31 protein-coding genes are annotated in these 23,288 nt (G+C 61.6%); 7 read left to right on the top strand and 24 right to left on the bottom strand.

All coding sequences use genetic code 11. The features are described 5' to 3' along the window. Window position 1: 1 nt before the first annotated feature. From V8Z65_RS10260 to V8Z65_RS10245, 4 genes are read left to right on the top strand one after another with little or no spacing between them, the layout of a single operon-like run. Window positions 2-292 carry a DUF4287 domain-containing protein gene (locus V8Z65_RS10260; RefSeq protein ID WP_338719677.1) on the top strand — a complete coding sequence of 97 codons (291 nt, stop codon included), beginning with the start codon at window positions 2-4 and terminating at the stop codon, window positions 290-292. A 42-nt stretch (window positions 293-334) separates the two neighbouring features. Beyond that, complete coding sequence (locus V8Z65_RS10255) at window positions 335-649, top strand: metalloregulator ArsR/SmtB family transcription factor (protein ID WP_338719675.1); 315 nt, start codon at window positions 335-337, stop codon at window positions 647-649. After that, window positions 646-987 (top strand): SRPBCC domain-containing protein, encoded by a 342-nt coding sequence (locus tag V8Z65_RS10250; protein ID WP_338719673.1) that lies wholly within the window; start codon window positions 646-648, stop codon window positions 985-987. The genes V8Z65_RS10255 and V8Z65_RS10250 overlap by 4 nt, the downstream gene beginning before the upstream one ends. A 48-nt stretch (window positions 988-1,035) precedes the next feature. Then, the gene (locus V8Z65_RS10245; RefSeq protein WP_338719671.1) at window positions 1,036-1,665 is read left to right on the top strand and encodes an ATP-dependent Clp protease proteolytic subunit; all 630 of its coding nucleotides are present in this window, start codon (window positions 1,036-1,038) and stop codon (window positions 1,663-1,665) included. Window positions 1,666-1,957: 292 nt separating this feature from the next. Here the strand turns inward: V8Z65_RS10245 and V8Z65_RS10240 are convergent, their stop codons facing one another. The 11 genes from V8Z65_RS10240 to purQ all read right to left on the bottom strand — a co-directional run bounded on the left by V8Z65_RS10240 (window position 1,958) and on the right by purQ (window position 11,445). Next, entirely contained in the window at window positions 1,958-3,214 is a 1,257-nt protein-coding gene (locus tag V8Z65_RS10240; protein ID WP_338719669.1) for a multidrug effflux MFS transporter, read from the bottom strand. A 154-nt stretch (window positions 3,215-3,368) separates the two neighbouring features. Then, window positions 3,369-4,586 (bottom strand): MFS transporter, encoded by a 1,218-nt coding sequence (locus tag V8Z65_RS10235; RefSeq protein WP_338719667.1) that lies wholly within the window; start codon window positions 4,584-4,586, stop codon window positions 3,369-3,371. 388 nt (window positions 4,587-4,974) lie between these two features. Next, on the bottom strand, window positions 4,975-5,310 hold the full coding sequence (gene grxD / locus V8Z65_RS10230) for a Grx4 family monothiol glutaredoxin (protein WP_338719665.1): 336 nt from the start codon (window positions 5,308-5,310) through the stop codon (window positions 4,975-4,977). A gap of 93 nt (window positions 5,311-5,403) precedes the next feature. Then, entirely contained in the window at window positions 5,404-6,027 is a 624-nt protein-coding gene (locus V8Z65_RS10225; protein WP_338719663.1) for an HAD family hydrolase, read from the bottom strand. After that, entirely contained in the window at window positions 6,024-6,416 is a 393-nt protein-coding gene (locus V8Z65_RS10220; protein ID WP_338719661.1) for an HIT family protein, read from the bottom strand. The genes V8Z65_RS10225 and V8Z65_RS10220 overlap by 4 nt, the downstream gene beginning before the upstream one ends. Continuing rightward, window positions 6,413-6,733, bottom strand: a complete 321-nt coding sequence (locus tag V8Z65_RS10215; RefSeq protein WP_338719659.1) for a DUF6665 family protein — start codon at window positions 6,731-6,733, stop codon at window positions 6,413-6,415. The genes V8Z65_RS10220 and V8Z65_RS10215 overlap by 4 nt, the downstream gene beginning before the upstream one ends. 6 nt (window positions 6,734-6,739) lie before the next feature. Further along, entirely contained in the window at window positions 6,740-6,973 is a 234-nt protein-coding gene (locus V8Z65_RS10210; protein ID WP_338719657.1) for a BolA family transcriptional regulator, read from the bottom strand. A 92-nt stretch (window positions 6,974-7,065) separates the two neighbouring features. After that, the gene (locus tag V8Z65_RS10205; protein ID WP_338719655.1) at window positions 7,066-7,662 is read right to left on the bottom strand and encodes a hypothetical protein; all 597 of its coding nucleotides are present in this window, start codon (window positions 7,660-7,662) and stop codon (window positions 7,066-7,068) included. Window positions 7,663-7,734: 72 nt separating this feature from the next. Then, the gene (gene purL / locus V8Z65_RS10200; protein WP_338719653.1) at window positions 7,735-9,972 is read right to left on the bottom strand and encodes a phosphoribosylformylglycinamidine synthase subunit PurL; all 2,238 of its coding nucleotides are present in this window, start codon (window positions 9,970-9,972) and stop codon (window positions 7,735-7,737) included. A 23-nt stretch (window positions 9,973-9,995) separates the two neighbouring features. Then, complete coding sequence (locus V8Z65_RS10195; protein WP_338719651.1) at window positions 9,996-10,628, bottom strand: Pr6Pr family membrane protein; 633 nt, start codon at window positions 10,626-10,628, stop codon at window positions 9,996-9,998. 148 nt (window positions 10,629-10,776) lie between these two features. Beyond that, entirely contained in the window at window positions 10,777-11,445 is a 669-nt protein-coding gene (gene purQ, locus V8Z65_RS10190) for a phosphoribosylformylglycinamidine synthase subunit PurQ (RefSeq protein WP_338719649.1), read from the bottom strand. Window positions 11,446-11,652: 207 nt separating this feature from the next. On the opposite strand from purQ, the gene V8Z65_RS10185 reads away from it, so the two are divergent. After that, the gene (locus tag V8Z65_RS10185) at window positions 11,653-11,775 is read left to right on the top strand and encodes a hypothetical protein (RefSeq protein ID WP_338719646.1); all 123 of its coding nucleotides are present in this window, start codon (window positions 11,653-11,655) and stop codon (window positions 11,773-11,775) included. A gap of 105 nt (window positions 11,776-11,880) precedes the next feature. Here V8Z65_RS10185 and V8Z65_RS10180 read toward each other — a convergent pair whose 3' ends face one another. The 6 genes from V8Z65_RS10180 to purC form a co-directional block, all read right to left on the bottom strand. After that, window positions 11,881-12,954, bottom strand: coding sequence for an acyltransferase family protein (locus tag V8Z65_RS10180; protein WP_338719644.1), 1,074 nt, complete (start codon window positions 12,952-12,954; stop codon window positions 11,881-11,883). A gap of 113 nt (window positions 12,955-13,067) precedes the next feature. Next, entirely contained in the window at window positions 13,068-14,471 is a 1,404-nt protein-coding gene (locus V8Z65_RS10175; RefSeq protein WP_338719642.1) for a hypothetical protein, read from the bottom strand. Beyond that, a complete protein-coding gene (locus V8Z65_RS10170; protein ID WP_338719641.1) occupies window positions 14,419-15,903 on the bottom strand; it encodes an NAD(P)/FAD-dependent oxidoreductase in 1,485 nt (494 codons plus the stop codon). The genes V8Z65_RS10175 and V8Z65_RS10170 overlap by 53 nt, the downstream gene beginning before the upstream one ends. Beyond that, window positions 15,903-16,370 (bottom strand): GtrA family protein, encoded by a 468-nt coding sequence (locus tag V8Z65_RS10165; protein ID WP_338719638.1) that lies wholly within the window; start codon window positions 16,368-16,370, stop codon window positions 15,903-15,905. The genes V8Z65_RS10170 and V8Z65_RS10165 overlap by 1 nt, the downstream gene beginning before the upstream one ends. A gap of 266 nt (window positions 16,371-16,636) precedes the next feature. Beyond that, entirely contained in the window at window positions 16,637-16,879 is a 243-nt protein-coding gene (gene purS / locus V8Z65_RS10160) for a phosphoribosylformylglycinamidine synthase subunit PurS (RefSeq protein ID WP_338719636.1), read from the bottom strand. Window positions 16,880-16,894: 15 nt separating this feature from the next. Further along, complete coding sequence (gene purC, locus V8Z65_RS10155; RefSeq protein ID WP_338719634.1) at window positions 16,895-17,659, bottom strand: phosphoribosylaminoimidazolesuccinocarboxamide synthase; 765 nt, start codon at window positions 17,657-17,659, stop codon at window positions 16,895-16,897. Between the two features lie 207 nt (window positions 17,660-17,866). Between purC and V8Z65_RS10150 the strand changes: the two genes are divergently transcribed. Beyond that, the gene (locus tag V8Z65_RS10150; protein WP_338719632.1) at window positions 17,867-18,190 is read left to right on the top strand and encodes a DUF1476 domain-containing protein; all 324 of its coding nucleotides are present in this window, start codon (window positions 17,867-17,869) and stop codon (window positions 18,188-18,190) included. A 295-nt stretch (window positions 18,191-18,485) separates the two neighbouring features. Here V8Z65_RS10150 and V8Z65_RS10145 read toward each other — a convergent pair whose 3' ends face one another. The 5 genes from V8Z65_RS10145 to rpe form a co-directional block, all read right to left on the bottom strand. Next, window positions 18,486-18,902 (bottom strand): GNAT family N-acetyltransferase, encoded by a 417-nt coding sequence (locus tag V8Z65_RS10145; protein ID WP_338719630.1) that lies wholly within the window; start codon window positions 18,900-18,902, stop codon window positions 18,486-18,488. Continuing rightward, complete coding sequence (locus V8Z65_RS10140) at window positions 18,902-19,453, bottom strand: alpha/beta hydrolase (protein WP_338719627.1); 552 nt, start codon at window positions 19,451-19,453, stop codon at window positions 18,902-18,904. Before V8Z65_RS10140 ends, V8Z65_RS10145 begins: the two co-directional genes overlap by 1 nt. Then, complete coding sequence (locus V8Z65_RS10135) at window positions 19,450-19,860, bottom strand: GNAT family N-acetyltransferase (protein WP_338719625.1); 411 nt, start codon at window positions 19,858-19,860, stop codon at window positions 19,450-19,452. The genes V8Z65_RS10140 and V8Z65_RS10135 overlap by 4 nt, the downstream gene beginning before the upstream one ends. Then, window positions 19,860-21,194 (bottom strand): adenylosuccinate lyase, encoded by a 1,335-nt coding sequence (purB, locus tag V8Z65_RS10130; RefSeq protein ID WP_338719623.1) that lies wholly within the window; start codon window positions 21,192-21,194, stop codon window positions 19,860-19,862. Before purB ends, V8Z65_RS10135 begins: the two co-directional genes overlap by 1 nt. A 177-nt stretch (window positions 21,195-21,371) precedes the next feature. Continuing rightward, on the bottom strand, window positions 21,372-22,055 hold the full coding sequence (gene rpe / locus V8Z65_RS10125) for a ribulose-phosphate 3-epimerase (protein ID WP_338719621.1): 684 nt from the start codon (window positions 22,053-22,055) through the stop codon (window positions 21,372-21,374). A 187-nt stretch (window positions 22,056-22,242) separates the two neighbouring features. Between rpe and rpsU the strand changes: the two genes are divergently transcribed. Further along, window positions 22,243-22,485, top strand: coding sequence for a 30S ribosomal protein S21 (rpsU, locus tag V8Z65_RS10120; RefSeq protein ID WP_338719617.1), 243 nt, complete (start codon window positions 22,243-22,245; stop codon window positions 22,483-22,485). A gap of 9 nt (window positions 22,486-22,494) precedes the next feature. Here the strand turns inward: rpsU and V8Z65_RS10115 are convergent, their stop codons facing one another. Beyond that, window positions 22,495-22,746 carry a hypothetical protein gene (locus tag V8Z65_RS10115; RefSeq protein WP_338719615.1) on the bottom strand — a complete coding sequence of 84 codons (252 nt, stop codon included), beginning with the start codon at window positions 22,744-22,746 and terminating at the stop codon, window positions 22,495-22,497. 277 nt (window positions 22,747-23,023) lie between these two features. After that, on the bottom strand, window positions 23,024-23,278 hold the full coding sequence (locus V8Z65_RS10110; protein ID WP_338719613.1) for a hypothetical protein: 255 nt from the start codon (window positions 23,276-23,278) through the stop codon (window positions 23,024-23,026). Between the last annotated feature and the right edge of the window lie 10 nt (window positions 23,279-23,288).

Below are 23,288 nucleotides of genomic sequence, written 5' to 3'. Positions count from 1 at the left end.
AATGTCGTTCCAGGCCTATCTCGACGCCATCGAAACCAAGACCGGCAAGACGCCACGCCAGATCGTCGATCTGGCCAAGGCAAAGGGGTTCGATGATCCCAAAGTCAAGGCCGGCCAGATATTGGATTGGCTCAAGGCCGATTATGATCTCGGGCGCGGCCATGGGATGGCGCTGGTACATGTCATCAAAAAAGGCCCCGAGATCGACATGAAGCATGTCGGTACCACCGGGGTGCATCGCGACGAGAGCAATATGCTCTGGCTCGACGGCATGGCGAGCAAGCCGCGCTGAGGCTCTTGCCACGACTCATAAGTCTATGCTTATGTGTTGAGCATGAGCGAAACGGAAATCTTCAAAGTCCTGTCCGATCCCACGCGCCGCGCCATTCTCGAACGCCTCTCGGCGGGCGAGGCGACGGCGACCGATTTGCGCGAGGGCTTTGCCATTACCCAGCCGGCCATGAGCCAGCATCTGGCGGTGCTGCGCGGGGCCGGGCTTGTCAGCGAGCGGCGGGAAGGACGCTATGCCCATTATCGCGTCAACGCTGATGGCTTTGCGCCGCTTCATGCCTGGCTGGCTCGTTATCGCGCCTTCTGGCCCAGCCGCATCGACAATCTGAAAGATCTGCTCAAGGAGATGGATCAATGAGCGAGACGGATGAACTGGTCTTTGAAACCACGCTCGATGCCCCGCCCGAAAAGGTCTGGCGGGCGCTCACCATTCCTGAATATCTCGATCGCTGGCTGGACAAGCCGGCCGATGCTCGGGTCGATCAGATCTTTGCCGATGCCCCCAATAGCGTCACCTATCGCTGGCGCGAGCAGGGGGCGCCGGGTGAGCGCGTCGAAGAGAGTTATGTCACCTTCGAGCTCAGCCCGCAGGGTGATGGCGGCACCTGGTTCCGCCTGACACACAGGCCGGCCGCCATCCCGGCGGCCGCCAACAATAATGAGGCCGGGCCGGTGGCGCTGATGCGCGCCGCCTGACCGCCAGAAACTTTCGCCCAGATCACAGGAAACCTCAGGAGGTCGCCCATGCGCGACATGATGCAACTCGTCCCCATGGTCATCGAAAATTCGAGCCGGGGCGAACGCGCCTTCGATATCTATTCGCGTCTCTTGCGCGAGCGGATCATCTTTCTCAATGGCCAGATCGAGGACAATATGGCCTCGCTGATCAGCGCCCAATTGCTATTCCTCGAGGCGGAGAATCCCAAAAAGCCGATCTATCTCTATATCAACTCGCCCGGTGGCGTGGTGACTTCGGCCCTGGCCATGTACGACACCATGCAGTTCATCCGCGCTCCGGTTGGCACGCTGTGCATGGGCATGGCCGCCTCGGCAGCCACACTTGTCCTGGCGGCCGGCGAAGCAGGGCAGCGCGCCGTGCTGCCCAGCGCATCGCTGATGCTGCATCAGCCCTCCGGCGGCTATCAGGGGCAGGTGACCGATATCCTGATCCATGCCGAGGAGAGCCTCAGGCTCAAGCGGCGTACCAACGAGATTTATGCCAAGCATTGCGGCCGGAGCTATGAGGAGGTCGAGGCCGCGCTGGAGCGAGACCGCTATATGTCGCCCGATGAAGCCAAGGCCTGGGGGTTGGTGGACCACATCTATGCCGACCGCTCGCAATTCGAACTGCCCGCGCCGCAGGCGGGGAGTTAGACTCTGTCAATTTCTGACGTAAACGAGCCGCAGGGTCGCCGCTGCCGATCAAATCTGACACGCTCCAGATCGTTGTGTGCTCGGGTTGACGGGGCCCCATCGCCCCTTCGTCCCCTCGCCCCTCAGGGGAGCGGGCTAGGGTGAGGGGTGAAGGCCTTTCGATAAGGCCTACGGTACCTTAACCCCCTCATCCGGCCCCATCGGGCCACCTTCTCCCCTCAGGGGAGAAGGGATGCGGCCTCAAGGCCTGACACGCCGATCGGTGCGCTGCATCACAACGAGCGACCGCGCGCTAATGCGCTTCCATTGCCGGCTCACCCTTGGCCTCGGCATATTGCTCGCCGACGCCGAAAAGCTTGCCTTTTTCGGCAATCAGCATGAACACCAGCGCCATGGCGCCCATGGAGAAATAGCCGGCCGCCACCGGTATGGTGGTGTTGTTGAACAATTGGCCGATATAGCTGCCGATCAATGCCCCACCCACGGTCTGGATGAAGCCGAAGACGGAGGCCGCGGTGCCGGCCACGGCGCCGAGCGGTTCCATGGAGAGCGAATTCATGTTCGAGGCGGACCAGCCGAAGGAGAACATGATGATGCACAACAGCCCGAAGAACAGCCATAGCGGCAGGAAACCGCTCAATGCGAAGGCCAGCCAGATGCCTGAAACCACGGTGAAGGTCAGCATGGCGCCATGCGACAGGCGCCGCATGCCCAGTCGCCGGACCACACGGGAATTGGTGAAGGACGACACCGCCATCAGCCCCGCCATGGCGGCGAAGGCTACCGGGAAAAACACCCCCAGCCCATAGATGTCGACATAGATCTGCTGGGACGAGCTGATGAAGCCGAACAGCGCGCCAAACAGGAATGTGCCGGCCAGGCCGTAGGAAATGGCGACCCGATTGGTGAAGACGATGCGGAACCCTTCGACCACGCCCTTGAGGCTGAGCGGGCGGCGCTTGTCGAGCGGCAGGGTTTCGGGCAGGCGGATAAAGGTCCACAGCCAGAAGATCAGCGCCAATGCGCCCATGAACAGGAAGATGGCTTGCCACGGACCGGTCAGCAGCAGCACCTGGCCGATGCTCGGCGCAATAACCGGAATGGCCATGAATACCATGAAGACCAGCGACATGACTTCGGCCATTTCGCGGCCCGAATACCGGTCGCGGATAACGGCCGTGGTGATGACGCGTACGCTGGCGGCGCCAAGGCCCTGGATGAACCGCAGCACCAACAGCATGAAGAAGCTGGGGGCAAAGGCGGCCACCAAAACGGCGGCCACATAGACGCCGACACCGGCCAGCAGCGGCGCGCGGCGCCCAAAGCGGTCGGTCAGCGGGCCGAAGGCCAGCTGGGCCACGCCCATACCGATCATATAGGCCGAGATCACGAACTGGCGTTCGTTCTCATTGGCCACATTGAGCGCTTCGCCCATATAGGGCAGGGCAGGCAGCATGACGTCGATCGCCAACGCATTGAGTGCCATCAGCGCGGCCATAAGGGCAATGAATTCTGGGCGGGAGAGAACCCGCGTATAATGGTCTGACATGATTGAAACTCGTCGGGGCCGAGGTCCGGCCAAAGGAATTGGCCGGACCATGAACCTGTTGATCTGGTTTGGCAACCCATCAATCGCCAAAAGCCGATGGAGCGCCGGCGCCATTGCCGGCCAGTGCCCTGAGGGCGAGTGGAGCCGGCGTCGTTCAGGCCGTCTTGAGCGAGAAATTGGTCGCGCTGCGCTCATTGATCGGAATGTGGATGGCCGCCGAACCGAGGCCGAGCAGAATGCCCAGATACCACACCAGGTCATAGGCGCCGGTCTGGTCATAGACCACGCCACCGAGCCAGACGCCGACGAAGGAGCCGATCTGGTGGCTGAGGAAGGCTACCCCATAGAGCATGCCCATATAGCGTGGCCCGAAGAACAGGGTCACCAGGCCCGCCGTCAGCGGCACGGTGGACAGCCAGAGTAGGCCCATGCCGGCGGCAAAGGCATAAGCCGTTACCTCGCTGACCGGGATGAGCAGGAAAGCGGCGATCAGCAAGGCGCGCAGGAAATAGATCGTGGCCAGCAGCATCTGTTTGGGCAGACGGCTGCCCAACCAGCCCGAGAGCAGCGAACCGGCAATGTTGAACAGGCCGATCACGGCGATGGTCCAACTGCCCACTTCGGGCGAGAGACCACACTGCACCAGATAGGCAGGCATATGTACGTTGATGAACGCCAGATGGAAGCCGCAGACGAAAAAGCCGATCACCAGCAGGCGATAGGAACCATAGCCCCAGGCCCGCGACAGCGCCTGCATGAACGGCAGGTCGGCTTCGCCGGGTACAGATTCTGCGCGGCCGCGAAGTGCGGCGGAAAGCGGGATGATCAGAAGAAGAATAAGCGCAATCCAGACCAGCGCCATCTGCCAGCCAAAGGCCGAGATGAAGCCCTGGCCGAGCGGGGCAAAAATGAACTGGCCGGCCGACGAAGCGGCCGTCGCAATACCGAAGACAAAGCTGCGCTTTTCCGCCGGCACCACGCGGCCGAACGCGGCCATGACGACGCCGAAAGAGGCGATGGCAATGCCCACGCCGGTGACCACGCCTGCGGTCAGGGTCATGGTCAGCGTATCGGCCGAGAAGGCCATGCCCAGAACGCCCAGCGCATAGACGAGGCCTCCAACGGCCAGCACGCGGCCTGAGCCATATTTGTCCGCCATGCCGCCGGCGAAGGGCTGGGCAATGCCCCAGACCAGGTTCTGCACGGCCATGGCCATGCCCCATTGCTCGCGGCTGAGACCAAGATCTTCGGTTACCGGCAGGGTGAACAGGCCGAACGAGCCGCGCGTGCCAAAGCCGATGGCGGCAATGATGCAACCGGCAATGATGACGAGCGGTAGCGGAACGGCGGGGCGGGCGGCGGTGACGGTCATGGCGAAGTCCCGAAAAAGGTCAGCAAAGCTTACGCTCGTCCCATCATCACGCAAAGCGATAATAGCTGATAGGTGTGATCAGAATTGGTGATGAGTGCCGGCCTGTCACCGACCATTTCAACGATCCCTCAGGTCCGCCCGCAATCGGGCGTGGCGCATCCCCACCCTTGATCCCTCTCCACAAGGGGGAGGGAGACGATGAACATTGAGGCCGCGGTCCTGCGCCTCCTTCCCCTTGATGGGGCGGGAATGAGGGTGGGGTGGTCGGCAAACAAAAGCGCCTAAAGCTGAACTCTTGCGCGACTTGTCAGCAGCAAAGCGCCAAAAAAGCAAAAGGCCCAGTCGCTTAAGACCGGGCCTTGCAAATCTGATTCAGTGCAGCGGCCGCTTAGGCGCTCTGCTTGACCTCGAGGCCGGCCTGCTGGAGATGGCTCTGCAATTCGCCGGACTGGAACATTTCGCGCACGATATCGGCGCCGCCGACGAATTCACCCTTCACATAGAGCTGGGGGATGGTCGGCCAATTGGTGTAGGCCTTGATGCCTTCGCGCAGCTCGTCGCTTTCGAGCACATTGGCGCTGGCATAGTCGACGCCGAGATAGTTCAGAATCTGGACGACCTGGCCGGAAAAGCCACATTGCGGGAAGTCCGGCGAGCCCTTCATGAACAGGAACACGTCGTTATTCTTCACCTTGTCGTCGATAAAGGCGTTGATGTCGGTCATGGGCGGAGCCTTTCAAAAATCCGGGTTCAAGGGCCGGTTGAATTCGCCCTTAAATAGGATAGGAGCGGCGCGCTGTCGAGGGTGGCGGCAATGCTAGAGCCGCTCTTTCACCCAGGGGTGATCGAAGAATTGGCTATTGGTGTCGAACAGCACCGCCTCCCAGCCGGACGATTGGGCCACGTCGATGACCTTTTGCGTATCGTCGAAAAAGAGGGGCGGTTCGTCAAAGCAGCCCATGCGCTCGTCGGCAAAGGCGAAGAAGCCCTTATGGGCCTTGGTCATGCCGATGCGGGCCGAATAGAAAATATCCTCGAAAATTTCGCCGAGGCCGAGCGTCTGCCACAACCATTGGGCTCTCATGTGATCCTGGTTGGTGGCGAGGAAGAGCCTGATGTCGTCGCGCCGCTGTAATTGGCGGATCGCATCGATGAGATCCTTGTTCAGGTGGCCCTCATGGCCGAGCCAGAAATGCGCAAAGGCCATAGGTGATCCCCTATAGCCAAGTCCGGGCAGGCGCTTGTCGAGCGCTTCGATCAGCGGCATGTCGCCGACCAGGACTTTTTTGAGGAAGATGTCGAATATGAACTCGGTCTGGAAGCGTTCCGGATCGACGCCCATTGAGCGCATATGATCATCAAAAGTTTCGCGCAGGTCAGGCCGGGCATGAAATCCGTGCACCAGCACTCCATCAACGTCGAAAACAACAGCACGGGTCATATCGCGTCCTTGAGCAGATGCGCATTGCGGAAGGCGTGGCGAAGTCCCTTGCCGGCCAGCGGCTCGGTGGCAAAACGCGGGATGATGTGGAGATGGGTGTGGAACACATTCTGTCCGCCCACAGCGCCGACATTCCAGCCCAGGGTGAAGCCGTCCGGCTCGTTCGCTACCATCAGGGCCTGCGCCGCGCCAAGGGCATTGGGGAAATCGGCCCATTCATGGGCCGTCATCTCGAAAGGCGTTTCGCTGTGCCGATGCGGAATGACCATCGCCGCTAGTGGCATGGCCGGGTCGGCACTGGGCAGGATGTAAAAATGTTCGGTTTCGCCGATCGCGGCGTCCAGAAGCAGTCCATTGGCCCGGCAAAAACGGCAGCGATCCGCGCTCATCGTCCCTTGGCCGGCATGGCCCCCAAGCCGTTCAGCACTTCGTCCGGTATGCCAAGGTCCCGAATGACCTCATGATGCTTGCGAAAGCCGATCAGCTCGCGCTGCACGAAATAGGCCCAGACGGCCTGACGGGCCTCGGCCAGCCAGTCGCGGTTCGTCTCGCCGTTCTTCAGCCCGGCAATGGCCTTGATTACGCGTCTTTCGGCGGCGCTGAGCGAACTGGCCCGTTCGGCCTGGATTTCGTGTTCGAGCGCTGCGGTGCCGGCCTCGGGCCGCACTATGCGGATCAGGTCGAGCGAGTCGCGAAGGCCCGACACGCGCTTTTATTCCGGAACGTTGGTTTGCAATGCCAGGGCATGTAGGGCGCCGCCCATATCGCCCTGCAGGGCCGCATAGACCAATTGGTGCTGCTGCACGCGGCTCTTGCCGCGGAACTGTTCGGAAATCACCGTGGCGGCATAGTGGTCGCCATCACCCGCAAGGTCGCGGATTTCAACCTGGGCATCGGGCAGGGCAGCCTTGATGCGGCGCTCGATTTCGCTTGCGTCCATGGCCATGTGCACTCTCCCGCTACCGAAAAAACAGGCGCGGCCGGAGCCGGCGCCGATGTCATTGATATGGCATGCACAAAGACCGGCTTCAACCGGTCCTATTGGTTGGGAACAGTCTCTTGTTCGGGAGCGACCTCGGCGCCAATGCAGCATTCGGCATCCGAGCGCGTGGCGAAATTGGCGATGATGAAATCGACAATGGGGCGGATTTGCTCGGCCTGTTCCGAACCATAGAGACAGTCAAGCACATAGCCGCGGCCATTGGCGACCGTTTCGGTATGCACCACGGTCAGCGGCACACCCATGCTCGATTCCGGGCTGGTGCCGTCATAGATCAGCGCTGTGGCGTCCTGATATTGTGTCGTGCCTTTGCTGCCCATGGTGAAGCCGGGCATGATATCGGTCCATGAGGCCGCCACTTCCGCGTCGTCCAGCACCCCCAGGGCAGTATCGGCGGTCCATTCGGTGTTGACCACGGGCACGACGGTCAGGTCGCATTGCAGCGGCGCATCGGGATGATTGATCGTCAGCGGATCGGCGCCGCCGCCGCTCGCCACCATGGGGTCGGGATAGATCAAGGTATAGGGCAGGGTGGGCAGGATGGAGCGCACGACATTGACACTCTGCGCCGCCGCCAGAGACGGGGACAAGACAAGGCTCACGGCGGCCAGGCCCGCAACCAGATTGTGCTTCATCATCTGCTCCTAACAACGCCGTTCCGGAGATAGCAAAGCACTCCAAAGAACGGCGATCATATGGCGGCTCGCCTAAAGGCTCGGCTCGCCTTCCATAAAGCTGGGGAACCAGCTTTCATGCGTGGCCTTGAGCGTGGCAATGGCAATCGGTGCCGCCCCGCCCAATGTCAGTGTCGTACCCCCGGTCGTGCCGATCCAGGGCGCGAAAATGCCCAGAGTCTCGGCCTCTTTCCAGAGCTTGGCAATCTCCTCGCCCTGCGGGTCGAGGTTGAGCGTCACCAGGTAACGGCCCTGGTCCTCGCCAAAGAAGGTCAGGATCGGGTCATGGCCCTCGACATCGGTTACCGTCGCGCCAATCTCACCGGCAATGGCCATTTCGGCCAGCGCCACGCCCAGCCCGCCATCGGACAGGTCGTGACAGGCGGTGACCACACCCGAGCGGATCAGTTTGCGCACGAAGTCGCCGGTCTTGCGCTCGGCCGCCAGGTCAACGTGGGGGGCGTCGCCATCGCGGCGGTCGAAGAGATCGCGCAGATAGACCGACTGGCCCAGATGTGTGCCGCGTTCGGCGGGACCGCCAATGAGCAGGATGGGCTGGTTTTCGGCGACAAAGCCGATGCCGACGCTTTGTTTCCATTCGGGCAGCAGACCCACGCCGCCAATGGTCGGGGTCGGCAGAATGCCGCGGCCATTGGTTTCGTTGTAAAGGCTCACATTGCCTGAGACGATCGGGAAATCCAGCACGCGGCAAGCTTCGCCAATGCCTTCAATGGCCTTGACGAACTGGCCCATGATTTCGGGGCGTTCGGGATTGCCGAAATTGAGGTTGTCGGTTGCCGCCAATGGCTCGGCGCCGGTCGCGGTCAGGTTGCGCCAGCATTCGGCCACGGCCTGCTTGCCGCCTTCATAGGGATTGGCCTCGCAATAGCGCGGATTGACGTCCGAGGAGAAGGCCAAGCCCTTGTTCTCGTGGCCCTCAACGCGGATCACGCCGGCATCGCCGCCGGGGCGCTGCATGGAATTACCCTGGATCAGGGTGTCATATTGCTCATAGACCCAGCGGCGCGACGAGCATTGATGTCCGCCCACCAGTGCCAGCAGCGCCTCGGCCACATCCATTTGCGGCACATCGTCCTTGGCCAAAGCGGCAGGCACTTTGGGTTCGACCCAGGGGCGATCATATTCAGGCGCTTCGTCGCCCAGTTCCTTGATCGGCAGATTGGCGACTTCATCGCCCTGCCAGATGACGCGGAACCGCAAGTCATCGGTGGTGTGGCCGACGGTGGCGAAATCGAGTTCCCACTTCTCGAACACCTTGCGGGCAACCGCTTCCTTGTCGGGATGCAGCACCATGAGCATGCGCTCCTGGCTTTCGCTCAGCATCATTTCATAGGCGGTCATGCGCTCCTCGCGCACCGGCACCTTGTCGAGATCGAGCTCGATGCCAAGGTCGCCCTTGGCCCCCATTTCGACGGCAGAGCAAGTCAGGCCCGCCGCGCCCATATCCTGAATAGCGATGACGGCGCCGGTCTGCATCAGTTCAAGGCAGGCCTCAAGCAGGCGCTTTTCGGTGAAGGGGTCGCCAACCTGAACAGTGGGACGCTTTTCCTCGATATCGTCACCGAATTCGGCCGAGGCCATGGTGGCGCCGCCGACCCCATCGCGACCGGTCTTGGCACCGAGATAGACGACGGGCAGGCCCACGCCCTCGGCCTTGGAATAGAAAATCTTGTCGGTATCGGCCAGGCCTGCGGCAAAGGCATTGACTAGGTTATTGCCGTTGTAGCGTGCGTCGAACTCGACCTCGCCGCCCACTGTCGGCACGCCGAAGCTGTTGCCATAACCGCCAACGCCGGCCACGACGCCCGATACCAGATGCCGAGTCTTTTCATGGTCCGGCGCACCAAAACGCAGCGCATTCATTGCCGCTACCGGCCGCGCGCCCATGGTGAAGACATCGCGCAAAATGCCTCCAACGCCGGTCGCCGCGCCCTGATAAGGCTCGATATAGCTGGGGTGGTTGTGGGACTCCATCTTGAAGACCACGGCCTGCCCGTCGCCGATATCGACCACGCCGGCATTTTCGCCCGGCCCCTGGATCACGCGCGGCCCCTTGGTGGGCAGGGTGCGCAGCCATTTCTTCGAGCTTTTATACGAGCAATGCTCGTTCCACATCGCCGAGAAAATACCCAGTTCGGTATAGGTTGGCTCCCGTCCGATCAGGTCGAGGATCTTCTGGTACTCGTCCGGCTTCAGCCCATGGCTGGCGACGAGGTCGGGGGTGATGGCGATGTCGTTGCGGAGAGTCATCGAGAAGGTCCTGCGGGAGGAGGTCAGGAAGTGGCCAGACGCCGCGCCAGCGCGCGATCAATGCCGATGGTGATGAGATAGAGAATGGAAAGGCCAATGGCCACCATCACGACGTTGATGGCAACCTGCCCATAGCCCAGTTCGAAGGCATTGAGCGTGGGATAGGGATAGGTATTGGTCAACGCGCCGCGCACCATGACATAGGCCAGGTAGATCAGCGGCGGCACCAGCATTCGGGGCAGAGCGGCATAGTCGACGGCGCCGTGCTTCTGCGTCACGCCCCACCAGATGATATAGAGAACGGGCGCTGCGTAATGCAGCAGATAGTCACAGACCAGGAACAGGCCTTCGGGCTGCCAGATCGGGCGCAACAGCACATGGTAGAAAATCATCACCAGCGCCATGACGCCCACCATCATGGCGCGCGTTGTCGGCCGGCGGAACCAGCCCAACCAGCTCCAGCCCGCCAAGCTCGATAGATAAACCAGTACGATCGTCAGATTGGTCAGAATGGTGAAAAAGCTGAAGAACTGAACGAGCGCCGCGGGCAGGCTCATGCCATTGCCCATATAGGCCGGAATCGAGATGGAAAACTGCAGGCCGAGCGCCACGAGCCCGAGAATGAGGCCTGCCAGGGTGAGGGGGGCATTCAGCACGCCTGACACCCCCACCCTTGGTCCCTCCCCACAGGGGGGAGGGAGATGATGAACAGTGAGGCTGCGACCCAGCGCCTCCCTCCCCTTGATGGGGAGGGATTGAGGGTGGGGTGGGGCAACGCCACTGCCGCCTCGCTGAGAAACACCCTTACGCCACCTGCTTGAGGGCGGCGGCGAACAGGGCGCGGCCGTCATCGCCGCCATGGGCGCTTTCGATCAGGTTTTCCGGGTGCGGCATCAGGCCGAGCACGTTTTTCTGCTCGTTGAAAATGCCGGCAATGTCGTGGATCGAGCCGTTGGGATTGGTGCCCTCGGCATATCGGAAGGCCACGCGGCCATCGCCTTCGAGGCGCTTGAGCGTCTCGGCATCGGCGAAATAATTGCCGTCGTGATGGGCCACCGGGCAGCGGATGACCTGGCCCTTGGTGTAACCGCGGGTAAAGTCGGTGTCCGCGTTGACCACTTCGAGCTTGACTTCGCGGCAGACGAATTTGAGCGATGTATTGCGCATCAGGGCGCCGGGCAACAGCCCGGCTTCGATCAGGATCTGGAAGCCGTTGCACACGCCCAGCACCTTGACGCCCCTGGCGGCGCGTTCGCGCAGCTTGTCCATGATGGGCGAGCGGGCAGCAATGGCGCCGCAACGCAGATAATCGCCATAGGAGAAGCCGCCGGGAATGACGATCAGGTCAGCATCGGGAATGTCGGCGTCCTGATGCCAGACTACGGCCGGCTTTTCGCCGCCGATCTTGCTCAGCGCCGCGATCATGTCGCGGTCACGATTGAGGCCCGGAAACACGATGACGGCGGCCTTCATCGGTCGATCCTTCTGCTGTCAGGGGTGCGCGAGGCCCTTGTGGTGAGTCTTGCCCGAAAAGGCAAGAGGCTCTGCGTTTGCGCGGCCCAAATGCAAGGCGAATGTGACGCAAAAGTGGAACTTCGCCGCATATTTGGCGTTGGATCGATAGCAATATCGGGAGGAACCGTGATGCAGACACAAACGCCGTCGCCTGGCACCAAGCCAATGACCATTCGCGGCACGGACGGCAAGCCGCATTTAGCGAGCGATATGAAGCCGCAAACCAGGCCGGTCAAGCTGCCGCGCGTGCGCCCCATCGTGCCGTCGATCTTCAAAGCACCCGACTGAGGCGACAATACAAAGCGACAGAGCGATTTCGGCGTTTTCAGGGAAACGGTGAAATGCTCCAGACGACTAATCGAGAAAATGGGCCGGCGCCGAACCGGCCTTTTCTTATTCCGCCGGCGCCGTGCGCGGCTCGGCCGGGTGCCCGGTACCGGGCAGATGCGCCCAGGCCGGCCGCTCGAACAGGAATTTGCCGAAGCCGATTTTCTGGATGATCCACCACAGGATCAGCGGCGAGCCGATGGCAACGGCCATGGTCAATAGGCTGAGCAGATTTGGCTCCTCCACCCCCAGCGCCAGCAAAATCGTGCGGGCGATGCCCATGGGCAGCACGAAGGCTACGTAGACCACCAGCGATTTTGAACCCATCCAGCGCAGCCAGTCCATGGCGGGCAGGCGCGCCAGGAGTGCGGCGCCCATACAGATAGCGGTGGCACCGGCCAGTGCGAGGATCAGGTGCAGTCCGGGCAGGGCGCCCCAACCCATCACGATATGCACCGGATCGAGCCGGAAGCCGGGCGAGAACACCATTACGGCGTTGATCGCGGCCCAGGCGGCCAGCACAGCCATTGCCGGCATCACATTGGCCGCGCTCCAATCCGCCAGCGCAAACAGGCGCGGCGCGAAGAAGGCCCCGGCATAAAAATAGACGAAATATTCGGCGAACTGATCGACCAGATAGCTGCCCGTGTGAATGCTGGCCATTTGCAGCACGGCCGCCACGGCAAGCACACCCCAGTGCGGCGCTTTGATCTCGCGCAGAAATTTGGCGACGAGGCCGAAGACCGCCAGCATATAGATGAACCAGAGCACACCATAGGGCTCGATAATGGCCAGCGCCAGCCAGGCCGCGGCGCCGCTTGGGTCACGAGCGATCAGCGCTTGCTTGAACAGGATATGGATGAGCGCCCAAAGCGCGTAGAAATAGGCGTAGTGCACCACCCGGCGATCGGCATAGGCCTTCCAGGGGCGCTCGATCACCTGGTTGAGAAAAAGTCCGGACAGCAAGAAGAATTCGGGCATGCGGAAGGGCATGGCGAACGCAATAGTCCAGTGCAGGAAGCCGGTCTGCCCGGTATCTTCCCCCACGCTGGCCGCGCAATACATGGTCACCACGAGAAAAATGGATAGGCCCTTGGCCATGTCCACCCAGTCGAGCCGCGCCTTGCCGCTTGCCATCATTCTCGCCTCCGCTTTACGCGGCGCAAGTTAGCGCAGGACTTATCCGGCCGCGTTAAGATCCACTCTCGCCGGGGCAGAAATGCGCGGCTTGGTAAGCATTGCCCTAAGGCGGGCTATTCAATCCGGAACGCGTAGAAGTGGCCATTATCGACATTTTGCGCATCGGCGAGAAAATGGGCGCTTCGGCCATTCTGATCGAGAAAGCCCAGCACCGGCCGGCAATCGCCGCAGACGAGCCAATAGGGAACGGGCAGGTCGCGCAGCACCGGGTCGATCCTCTCTTCCTGGCGTGTCCGCCATTGCACGGGACCGAGAGCCTGGCCGCCATTGCCGTTGATCAGCCAGACATTATGCTCGGCCGCCATTGTCACCCCGGCCAGGTCTGGCCAGGCCACCAATCGTTTTTCGGGCGAGAAGGCCTCTCCGGCATCTCGGGCAATCACGGCATATAGATCGGGCTGTTGCCAGGCCGGATTGGTCAGCCGGTGGTGAACCGCCACCAGGCCGAAAACGACCTGAGGCGTCATCAACAGGGCAAAAAGCAGGTCCTTGCGCTTTTCAAACCCCGTCAGGGCGAAGGCCATGAAGCACAGCATGGTCATGAAGGCGGCGTGCCAGAGATATTTGCCATAGACGGCGGCCGTCGCTACCGAGAACAGGGCGATGAGCGCCAGCAGCGTTGCCAGGATCAGGGGCGTCCGGCGGAGGGCGAAGACCAACAGGGCCAGTGTCGCCAGGGCGGTTATTGGGGTGCGCAAGGCATCGACCATGCCGATCCAGGCCAGATTGCGCACAATCGCCTCGGCAAGCCCCCCTTCGGCCACGCCAACGCTCTGGTTGCCGAGCCCGGAGATCAAAGCCAGGGCGCCAAAGACCAAGGCCAGCACCGCGGGACCAGCCAGCATGTTGATGCGTGTCCCCTTCTGCCATTGCCAGACGAGCCAAAAGGCAAAAAGAAAGCCGGCAAAGAAGTGGAAACCGCAGGCAAGCGCCAGGAGCCAGGTCCCGGCGGCCGGACGATTGGCGCGGTCCAGCAGCATGGCGCCGGTCATGCAAGCCAGCACAATGCCATAGGGCCTGAAGTGATAGCCCCAGAATTGCAGTAGTGGAAATGAGAACAACATCATCGCCAGCGGCAGGACTTGTCCGCGCAGCAGACGAGCCAGCAAATAGGCATTGGCGATGGCGATGGGCAGCGTCACCCATCGGGCCTGGTTGAAATCGAGCCCCAGCGACAACAAGCGCAACAGCCAGTACCAAAGTGGCGGATGTCCCTCGCCGGGAAGGATCAGGGCGTCCAGCGGCCCGCTGAGCGTGGTGGCCTGCAGCCAGGCCTGCGCTTCATCGAGCCAGGGGCCGTGTCCCAGGGTCAGCACAAATTCGACAATGGCATAGGCGAGCAGCAGTGCCGCCACCACGATGGTCTCAATCCGGCCCGTCGGCCCGCGCCCTATTGCGCCCGGTTCAGGCAACGCGGCGCGGAACGAGCCGTTCTTCGATCCGGTCAGTGCCTGCATGGCCGCCCTCGTGATAGTCCGCGTCCTCGTTGACCGTCCAGACATCATAGGCGCCATAGCCGGCCAAGATGTTGCGGGCGGTCAGCATGCCGGTCATCATGGCATGGTCCTGATTGTTGTATTTGTGCATGCCATTGCGGCCCGCCAGATGCAGGTTGGAGAACCGGCTGTCGAGGCCGTCGGCAATGGTGTCGACATGGATTTTGTAGAAGTCATTATAGACCGGATAGGCCTTGGGCTGGCGCACCACCGACCCGTCGATAATGTCCTCAGCCCGAGCCAGGCCCAACTGGGCGATTTCGGCCTTGGCACGCGCGATCAGATCGGCATCTTCCATGTCCCAGGTGTCGTCACCCGCATTGCAGAAATACTCCATGCCGTAGCAGGCCGTGTTCGGGTCCGGCACCATATCGGGCGACCAGGACTTGAAGTTCTGGATACGCCCCACCTTGACGCTGGGGTCGTGGATATAGATCCAGTTGTCGTCAAAGCTTTCCTTGCCGCGCAGGATCAGCCCGACAATCAGGAAGTCGCGATAGCGCAGGCCGGCTGTAGCTGCCGCAATGGCCGGATCGCTGTCGGCACCCAGCATGCGCACCAGTTCATTGATGGCGGCAGTGGACACGAGATGATCGGCGGTCACCTTGGTTTCGTGTCCGTTTGCATCCGTGACAATGGCGACCCATTGACCGGTCTGTTCGTGCTGGGTGAGGGCGGTGATGGTCGAACCCATCATCACCGTGCCGCCTTGTTCGACGACCCGATCCCGCGCGCGCTCCCACATCTGGCCGGGACCAAGGCGGGGATAGCGGAAAGAATTGATCAGGGTCTTGATGACCTCGTCGCGCGAGCCGGGTGTTTTGCCCGGACCGAAGCTCTGGATAATGGCCTGGTAGAGGTTGAGGCCCTTGATGCGCTGGGCCGCCCAGTCGGCGGAAATCTCGCCGCAATCCATGCCCCAGACCTTTTCGGTATAGGTCTTGAAGAAGATCTCGAACAGCCGACGGCCGAAATTGTTGACTACCCATTGCTCGAAGCTGACGGCATTGGGATAGGGCCGCAGCTTGGCCCAGCCATAGGATAGTACGCAGCGCAGCGCCTCGATCGGACCCAGCTTGGTCAGCGCATCCATGGCGCGCAGCGGATAGTCGAACAGCTTGCCATTGTAATAGATGCGGCTCGAGCGCGGGCGATGCAGCATTTCATCGCCCATGATTTCGGTCCACCAGGCCTCGACCTCGGCGCTTTTGGAAAAGAAACGATGCCCGCCAATGTCGAAGCGGTAGCCCCTGTAGTTCACCGTGCGTGAAATGCCGCCCACATAGGCGGGGTCGCGCTCGACAATGGCGACGCTGCGGCCTGCCTTAGTCAGTTCATAGGCTGTGGTCAGTCCGGCGGGCCCGGCGCCTATCACCAGCGTTTCTACATGCATCAGGACACCGTGGTGGTTCGGGTGAACAGGCGATTGCGCAGCCCTCCGGCAAAGGAAAAATGGCGATGCGCAAGAAAGGAATAGATAGTCACCAGGCCAACGGCGCCGAGATGGGCGATCCGCTCGGCCGGTGCGGGGACCGGCAGGGTGAGCAGCATGGCGAAGGCGGGAAGCGCCAGAATGGCGACCAGGCCATAGGCCAGCACCATGCGCAAAAGGGCGGTCGTCAGCGATATGGTGAGGAAAGTAGCGAACTGTTCATGCGGTTGGCGCCCGTCGGGGCGAAACACAAAGCGGCGCGAGAGCAGGAAATTGACCATCGTGCCCGCCGCCGCGCCCACGGCAATGGCCAGCGCGAGCATGGCTTGGCCATAGCCCAGACCGAACTGCAGGCACAATTGCACCAGTGTCACGTCCACGATCGTGGCCGTTCCAGCGGTCAGCAGATAGCGCGAAAATGAAACCAAGCTGTTCTACTTCGTGTCACAATAGACGTGCCCGAAGCTAGCCGTTTCCGGCTTAACAAATGGTCATCACAGCATAGATGTCAGGTATAAAAGCGGGGCCGATAAAGTCCCGGTCGCAATATTTCAGACCGGCACTGACGCGTAGGCCGCAAAAAGCAGGCCGAGCGAAGAGAAGAACATGACGGTGAGGGCGATCTGGGTCTTGCGCATAGTCATACGATCCTGCGCCGGGAAAAGGCGCGATTTAAAGTTATAGCCGTGAGGCGTTAATGTGAGATTTCGATCGCGTAGTTTTCGATCACGGTGTTGGCGAGAAGCTTTTCACACATCTGTTTGATCTGTGAACGCGCTGCGTCCTCATCGGTTCCCGGCACTTCGAGATCAAAGACCTTTCCCTGCCTGACACCGGCCACACCAGCAAAGCCCAGGCTCGCCAGCGAACCCTCAATGGCCTGGCCTTGGGGGTCGAGAACGCCGTTCTTGAGCGTGACGATAACGCGCGCTTTCATGAGGCGTTCTCCGAATTACTGCACAAGACGCGGACCAGTGGTCAGCGCATTGTCGTTCTCAACCAGAATGCCGAGGCGCTGAGCGACCTCGCGATAATTTTCGACCAGCCCGCCAAGGCCCTCGCGGAAGCGGTCCTTGTCCATCTTGGTGCGGGTCTTGATGTCCCACAGGCGGCAGTTGTCGGGGCTGATCTCGTCAGCCAGGACAATGCGCATCAGGTCGCCTTCATAAAGGCGGCCGCACTCGATCTTGAAGTCGACGAGCTGAATGCCCACGCCCATGAACAGGCCCGTGAGGAAGTCGTTGATGCGGACCGCAAGGCTCATAATGTCGTCGAGCTCGGCCGGGGTCGCCCAGCCGAAGGCGGTGATATGCTCTTCCGATACCATCGGATCGCCCAGGGCGTCGTCCTTGTAGCAGAATTCGATGATCGAGCGGGGCAGGCGCGTCCCGGGCTCGAGGCCCAGACGCTTGGCAAGCGAACCGGCCGCCACATTGCGCACGATCACTTCGAGCGGGATGATCTCGACTTCCTTGATCAACTGCTCGCGCATATTGACGCGACGGATGAAGTGGGTCGGGATGCCCAGATCGTTGAGCTTGGAGAAGATGAATTCGCTGATGCGGTTGTTCAGCACGCCCTTGCCGTCGATCACTTCATGCTTGGCGCCGTTGCCGGCGGTGGCATCGTCCTTGAAGTACTGCACGAGCGTGCCCGGCTCGGGTCCTTCGAACAGGATCTTGGCCTTGCCTTCATAGATTTTGCGTCGACGGTTCATGAACGAATCCGCTGCTTGTGAGAGGATGGGTGGAATGGGCCGCTTCATGCGCCAGAATGGTATCAAAAAGCAAGGGCTTTCGTCGCTTCACCCCGGCGCGGGGCATGGGGTCGCAGGGATGCGAGCGCCGTTGATTTGCTTGGCTGAACCGCCTATGTCCAAGGGCAATAGCCGCTGGGGCGGTAGATAGAGAGAACGGGAGAGACCATGAGCGGGTTCGACGAACGCAAAAAGGGCCAGGAAGCCAAGTTCGCATTTGATGCGGAAAAGAAGTTCAGGGCCGAAGCGCGCCGCAACAAGCTCCTGGGCCTGTGGGCGGCCGAGCTGATGGGTCTCGAGGCCGAGGCCGCCAAGACCTATGCCGCCGAAGTGGTCGCCTCCGATTTCCAGGAAGCGGGCGACGAAGACGTGTTCCGCAAAGTCTCGGGCGACCTCAAGGCCAAGGGCGTTTCGATCACGGAGGCTGTGATTCGTGAAAAGATGCTGAGCCTGATCGCCGTTGCCAGCGAGCAGATTGCCGCCGAGGGGTAAGGCCCGCTCCATCCAAAATCTGCACGGCCCCGTCGGATCACCGGCGGGGCTTTTTGCTGGATTGGACCGTTTGGGCACGTGTGGCAAAGTGGCCTAATGGACACCCCCGAGACGATCAGCGTTGATGTCTATCCCTGGACCGCCCCGACGGCGGAGCAGCGCGCGCAGTTTGACGCTTTGCCGCCTGAGGAAAAGCGGCGTCTGATCCGGCAGACCATCGCTGAGGGTATCGGGTCGAGAGCGATATCGTGCTCATCGGACGCGTGCTGCACGGGCCCCGGGATCAATCGCATCCCTAGCCTCGCCTCACCCACATCGCCATGCCGATCGAGGCCGGCATTACCGGCTCGAAACCGTATTTGGCATAGAGATGTTTGGCGTCGCCATCGGCGATCAGGCTCACATAGGCGCCTTGCGGTGCCTCGGCATTGAGCCGGTCCATGAGCGCCTGCATGATGGCCTTGCCCAGCCCCTTGCCGTGATGGGCCGGTTCGAGCGCTATATCGACGATCTGGAACGCGGTGCCGCCGTCGCCGATCACGCGCCCCATGCCGATAGTTGCGCCGCCCTGGACCACGCTGACGCCGAACCAGCTATTGGGCAGGCCCTTTTCCGCCTGCTCGCGCGTTTTGGGGCTGAGGCCGGCCGCAACGCGCAGACGCAGATAGTCCTCGATGCCGGGGACTTCCGGCACAATTGCATAGCTATCCATCACAGCCGCTGCATCAACCGGGTGAACATCAGCAGCCCTTCGGGCCAGGGCCCGTGTCCTGAATGGACATTGATATGGCCGGCATTGCCCGCCTGGTGAAAATCCGAGCCCCATGCGCCCGCATAGTCTGCCGCCGCCTCAAGCGAGCAATAGGGATCGCTGTCGGAAATCACCAGTAGCGAAGGAAAGGGCAGGGGATCGCGGGGTACCAGGCCAAAGGCACGTGCCTCCTCGGGCACGTCCTTATTGCCCTCGATATCGGGCGGCGACACCAGAAGCGCGCCCTTGACCTTGCCCTCGGGGAAGCGACCGGCAGCCTGCACCAGCGCGATGCAGGCCAGCGAATGGGCCACCAGCACCACTGGCCGCTCGGCCAGTTCCACGGCTTTGACGATGGTATCGGTCCAGTCCTCCGGATCGGGATCGTCCCATTCGGCCTGTTCGACAATGGCGGCGGTCGACATTTTCTCGGCCCAGCGCAATTGCCAATGACCTTCGCCCGAATTGCCCAGGCCCGGCAGGATCAGAATGTCGGCGTCGGCAATTCTCATGTGCGGACCTCGCGATCGAAATAGAAACCCTGCATCTCGCCCATGCCGATTTTCCGATAGTAGTCGACCGCCTCGGGGTAGGCGATCAGAACAATTCCCATACCTGGACCCAGGATTGTGCGGCAGGTGTGCAGTAGGCCGGTGCCGATGCCCTTGCCCTGCTGCCCGGCGGCAACGGCAAGGTCGGCGACATAGCAGACCCATTCACCATCCGAAATGCCGCGCAGCAGGCCCACGATCCGCCCCGCATCGCGCGCCGTTACGATCACGCCCGAGCCGGCCAGCATGCGGCCGATGCGGTCAGGGTTACCCACCGGCCGCCGTTCGGCCATGTAGGTCGAGCCGATAATGGCGATATAGTCCTGGGCGCTGAGCGCCGGCTCTTCAGCATAGACGATGTCGCTCATCAGGCCTCGCCAAATACCCGGGCGAAGATCGTGTCGACATGCTTGAGGTGATAGCCGTCATCGAACATGGCGTCGATTTGTGCATCGCTCAGAGTCACTTCCGGGTCGTCCTTGAGGTTCTGCGCGAACAAGCCCGCGCGATCCCCGCGATGTTCCCAGACCTTCATGGCATTGCGCTGCACAGCGGCATAAGAGTCCTCGCGGCTATAGCCGGCCTGGGTCAGGGCCAGCAGCACGCGCTGCGAATTGTGCAGTCCGCCCAGGAGATCGAGGTTCTTACGCATGTTTTCGGGATAGACCACCAGCTTGTCGATCACCCCCGTCAGCCGCGCCAGCGCGAAGTCGAGCGTCACTGTGGCATCCGGCCCGATCATGCGTTCGACAGAGGAGTGCGAAATATCGCGCTCGTGCCAGAGCGCCACATTTTCCAGCGCTGGGGTCACCATGCCGCGTACGAGACGCGCGAGGCCGGTGAGGTTTTCAGTCAGAACCGGGTTGCGCTTATGGGGCATGGCCGACGAGCCCTTCTGGCCGGGGGAGAAGAACTCCTCGGCTTCGAGCACTTCGGTGCGCTGCAAATGGCGGATTTCCACCGCGAGGCGCTCGATCGACGAGGCGATGACGCCGAGCGTGGCAAAGAACATGGCGTGGCGGTCGCGCGGGATCACCTGCGTTGAGACCGGCTCGATGGAGAGGCCTAGCTTTTCGGCCACATATTCTTCCACCGAGGGATCGATATTGGCGAAGGTGCCGATGGCGCCGGAAATGGCAGCCGTGGCGATCTCGTCCCGCGCCGCGACCAGGCGGGCGCGGTTGCGGGTGAATTCGGCATAGGCCTCGGCCAGCTTCACGCCAAAGGTTGTCGGCTCGGCATGAATACCGTGGCTGCGGCCGATGGTGATGGTATTCTTGTGTTCCATCGCCCGGCGCTTCAGCGCAGCCAGCAGCGCATCGATATCGGTGAGCAGAATGTCAGCAGCATTTTTCAATTGCACCGACAGGGTCGTGTCCAGAATGTCCGAGCTTGTCATGCCCTGGTGGACGAAGCGGGCATCGGGGCCGACGATCTCCGACAGATGCGTCAAAAAGGCGATCACGTCATGCTTGGTGGTGCGTTCGATTTCGTCGATCCGCGCGACATCGAAGCCATAATCGCCGCGCGCGACCTTGCGCGCATTCATCACGTCCCAGATATTGTCGGCGCTCTCCTTGGGCACCACGCCCAGTTCCGCCAGTTTGCTGGTGGCATGCGCCTCGATCTCGAACCAGATGGCAAAGCGGCTTTCGGCCGACCAATTGGCAACCATTTCGGGACGGGAATAGCGCGGAATCATGGGTTTAGCCTTGGTAAGTCAGAGTTTGATTCAGAGTTCGGCAGAGTTACCCCCACCCTCATTCCCTCCCCACAAGGGGGAGGGAGGCGCCAGCACCAGCGCCGGTGTTCATCGTCTCCCTTCCCTCGATGTGGAGGGACTAAGGGTGGGGTGGGGCGACGCGCGCAAAGCCGCGCTCTAAACCACCATCCCCGTTGCCGCATCGCGGATCGCCTTGATCCGCCCGGCATAGGTTTTCGGGTCATTGCCCGCATAAATCGCTGAGCCGGCCACCAGCACATTGGCCCCGGCACGCACGATCTCGCGGGCATTGTCGGCGGTTACGCCGCCATCGACTTCAAGATCGATATCTCGTTCGCCGATCAGCGCTTTGGCCTGCGCGATCTTATTGAGGCTTTCAGGAATAAAACTCTGCCCGCCAAAGCCGGGATTGACGCTCATCACCAGCACCAGGTCACAATCGTCGATCACATGCTGGATGACCGAAACCGGCGTTGCCGGATTAAGCGCCACGCCGGCCTTCTTGCCCAGCGCGCGGATCGCCTGCAGCGAGCGGTGCAGATGCGGTCCGGCTTCGGCATGAACAGTGATGATATCGGCGCCACCCTTGGCAAAGTCCGCCAGATAAGGGTCCGCTGGGGCGATCATCAGGTGCACGTCGAAGACCTTGCCGGTCACCCCGCGCACCGCTTTCATCACCGGCGCGCCGAAGGAGATATTGGGCACGAAATGCCCATCCATCACATCGACGTGGATGTAATCCGCGCCGCCATCGGCAATCGCCTTCACCTCCTCACCCAGCCGCGCGAAGTCGGCCGAGAGAATGGATGGCGCAATGCGCAGCGGACGGGTCACGGTCATGGGCACCTCGATGGGGGAGGGTTCGGCGCTGCTCTAGCGCGCAAGCGGGCTTTGGGCAAGGGCGGGGCGCTGTCCACACCCCGATTTGGGTTTCCGGGCAAATGATGTTACCCACCCCCCGGATTGCCGTTCGGCCATCCTTTCCCCTCCATGCAAACGAGGCTCAAACCCCAAGTTAGGATAGTTTTTGCAAGTTCAAGTCCGCGACAACAATGTCGACCAGGCCCTCAGGGTCCTGAAAAAGCGCCTTCAGCGTGAAGGTGTGTTCCGTGAGATGAAGCTCCGGAAATATTACGAAAAGCCCTCCGAAATGCGGAACCGCAAGTCTGCCGAAGCCGTTCGCCGCAGCCGCAAGCTGGCGCGCAAGCAGGCTATTCGCGAAGGTCTGATTGCCGGCCCCAAGCGCCCGGCACGGGCCGGCGGCCGCTAAATTTCCCTACTACCGGCCGGGCCTGCGGGCCTGGCCGATATCGTGCATTTTCTGATGGAGATGGGCAATCTGGCGTCCGCTATAGCGGCGGCCACCCACGCAGAGCTGGGCGCCGCGGAGGCTCACCGGTGCGGCCTGTTCCATGGCAAAGCGTATGGCCCTGGCGGCGGAGTTGAATTGGCGGGCGCCGGCGGCGCGTGCCGAAGCGGCGGTACTGCCGAGGAAGAGTTTCCCCGGCGCGTTCAAAATATCGATGTTCATTTATTGTCTTTCTGCCGGCCACGGGCCGGGGTTCAGCGCGTCACGCGCTTGAGGGGAAAGTCCGCTGCTTCATAAAGCGCGCGGATTTGGCTGCCCTCATATCGGTTGTCGCCACTTTCGATGGAAACGCCGCGCAGGCTTGCGTCGGACATGTCTTCAATGGCGTAGCGAACGGCCTCGGCGGCCGTCGGAAATCTCAAATAGCGGGCATTGCGCCCACGAAACGAACTAATGCCGGCGTAAAGTTCTGCGGGCAGGGACCAGTCGGGGCCCGGCATCACCGCTTGCTGACGGCGATATTGAAAACGCTGGCTGTGTCGCTGAACACCGTTTTGACAACGGTGCTGGGCGAGAGATCGCCTTCTTCGACAACGCGTTCATTGCTTTCGCCCCAGGATTTGACCCGGTAGAGCACGGGACCTTTGTCATGGGGCAGGCAGGATACCACCTCGCAGGGGCCGGCGGGACGGTTGCTGTGCCGGGGTGCCGAACGCAATTCCAGCATTTGCCCGACTTTATAGCGGTGCGGCATGTGCGCTCCT

Source organism: Devosia sp. XK-2 (genome assembly GCF_037113415.1).
Classification (GTDB): Bacteria; Pseudomonadota; Alphaproteobacteria; order Rhizobiales; family Devosiaceae; genus Devosia.
The sequence above is the reverse complement of the archived record's forward strand: the minus strand, read 5'-3'. Positions and strand labels throughout refer to the sequence as shown.

Coding starts and splice junctions, on each gene's coding strand:
- V8Z65_RS10260 (WP_338719677.1), top strand. CDS start 2: ATGTCGTTCCAGGCCTATCTCGACGCCATCGAAACCAAGACCGGCAAG.
- V8Z65_RS10255 (WP_338719675.1), top strand. CDS start 335: ATGAGCGAAACGGAAATCTTCAAAGTCCTGTCCGATCCCACGCGCCGC.
- V8Z65_RS10250 (WP_338719673.1), top strand. CDS start 646: ATGAGCGAGACGGATGAACTGGTCTTTGAAACCACGCTCGATGCCCCG.
- V8Z65_RS10245 (WP_338719671.1), top strand. CDS start 1,036: ATGCGCGACATGATGCAACTCGTCCCCATGGTCATCGAAAATTCGAGC.
- V8Z65_RS10240 (WP_338719669.1), bottom strand. CDS start 3,214: ATGTCAGACCATTATACGCGGGTTCTCTCCCGCCCAGAATTCATTGCC.
- V8Z65_RS10235 (WP_338719667.1), bottom strand. CDS start 4,586: ATGACCGTCACCGCCGCCCGCCCCGCCGTTCCGCTACCGCTCGTCATC.
- grxD (WP_338719665.1), bottom strand. CDS start 5,310: ATGACCGACATCAACGCCTTTATCGACGACAAGGTGAAGAATAACGAC.
- V8Z65_RS10225 (WP_338719663.1), bottom strand. CDS start 6,027: ATGACCCGTGCTGTTGTTTTCGACGTTGATGGAGTGCTGGTGCACGGA.
- V8Z65_RS10220 (WP_338719661.1), bottom strand. CDS start 6,416: ATGAGCGCGGATCGCTGCCGTTTTTGCCGGGCCAATGGACTGCTTCTG.
- V8Z65_RS10210 (WP_338719657.1), bottom strand. CDS start 6,973: ATGGCCATGGACGCAAGCGAAATCGAGCGCCGCATCAAGGCTGCCCTG.
- V8Z65_RS10205 (WP_338719655.1), bottom strand. CDS start 7,662: ATGAAGCACAATCTGGTTGCGGGCCTGGCCGCCGTGAGCCTTGTCTTG.
- purL (WP_338719653.1), bottom strand. CDS start 9,972: ATGACTCTCCGCAACGACATCGCCATCACCCCCGACCTCGTCGCCAGC.
- purQ (WP_338719649.1), bottom strand. CDS start 11,445: ATGAAGGCCGCCGTCATCGTGTTTCCGGGCCTCAATCGTGACCGCGAC.
- V8Z65_RS10185 (WP_338719646.1), top strand. CDS start 11,653: ATGACCATTCGCGGCACGGACGGCAAGCCGCATTTAGCGAGCGATATG.
- V8Z65_RS10180 (WP_338719644.1), bottom strand. CDS start 12,954: ATGATGGCAAGCGGCAAGGCGCGGCTCGACTGGGTGGACATGGCCAAG.
- V8Z65_RS10175 (WP_338719642.1), bottom strand. CDS start 14,471: ATGCAGGCACTGACCGGATCGAAGAACGGCTCGTTCCGCGCCGCGTTG.
- V8Z65_RS10170 (WP_338719641.1), bottom strand. CDS start 15,903: ATGCATGTAGAAACGCTGGTGATAGGCGCCGGGCCCGCCGGACTGACC.
- purS (WP_338719636.1), bottom strand. CDS start 16,879: ATGAAAGCGCGCGTTATCGTCACGCTCAAGAACGGCGTTCTCGACCCC.
- purC (WP_338719634.1), bottom strand. CDS start 17,659: ATGAACCGTCGACGCAAAATCTATGAAGGCAAGGCCAAGATCCTGTTC.
- V8Z65_RS10150 (WP_338719632.1), top strand. CDS start 17,867: ATGAGCGGGTTCGACGAACGCAAAAAGGGCCAGGAAGCCAAGTTCGCA.
- V8Z65_RS10145 (WP_338719630.1), bottom strand. CDS start 18,902: ATGGATAGCTATGCAATTGTGCCGGAAGTCCCCGGCATCGAGGACTAT.
- V8Z65_RS10140 (WP_338719627.1), bottom strand. CDS start 19,453: ATGAGAATTGCCGACGCCGACATTCTGATCCTGCCGGGCCTGGGCAAT.
- V8Z65_RS10135 (WP_338719625.1), bottom strand. CDS start 19,860: ATGAGCGACATCGTCTATGCTGAAGAGCCGGCGCTCAGCGCCCAGGAC.
- purB (WP_338719623.1), bottom strand. CDS start 21,194: ATGATTCCGCGCTATTCCCGTCCCGAAATGGTTGCCAATTGGTCGGCC.
- rpe (WP_338719621.1), bottom strand. CDS start 22,055: ATGACCGTGACCCGTCCGCTGCGCATTGCGCCATCCATTCTCTCGGCC.
- V8Z65_RS10115 (WP_338719615.1), bottom strand. CDS start 22,746: ATGAACATCGATATTTTGAACGCGCCGGGGAAACTCTTCCTCGGCAGT.
- V8Z65_RS10110 (WP_338719613.1), bottom strand. CDS start 23,278: ATGCCGCACCGCTATAAAGTCGGGCAAATGCTGGAATTGCGTTCGGCA.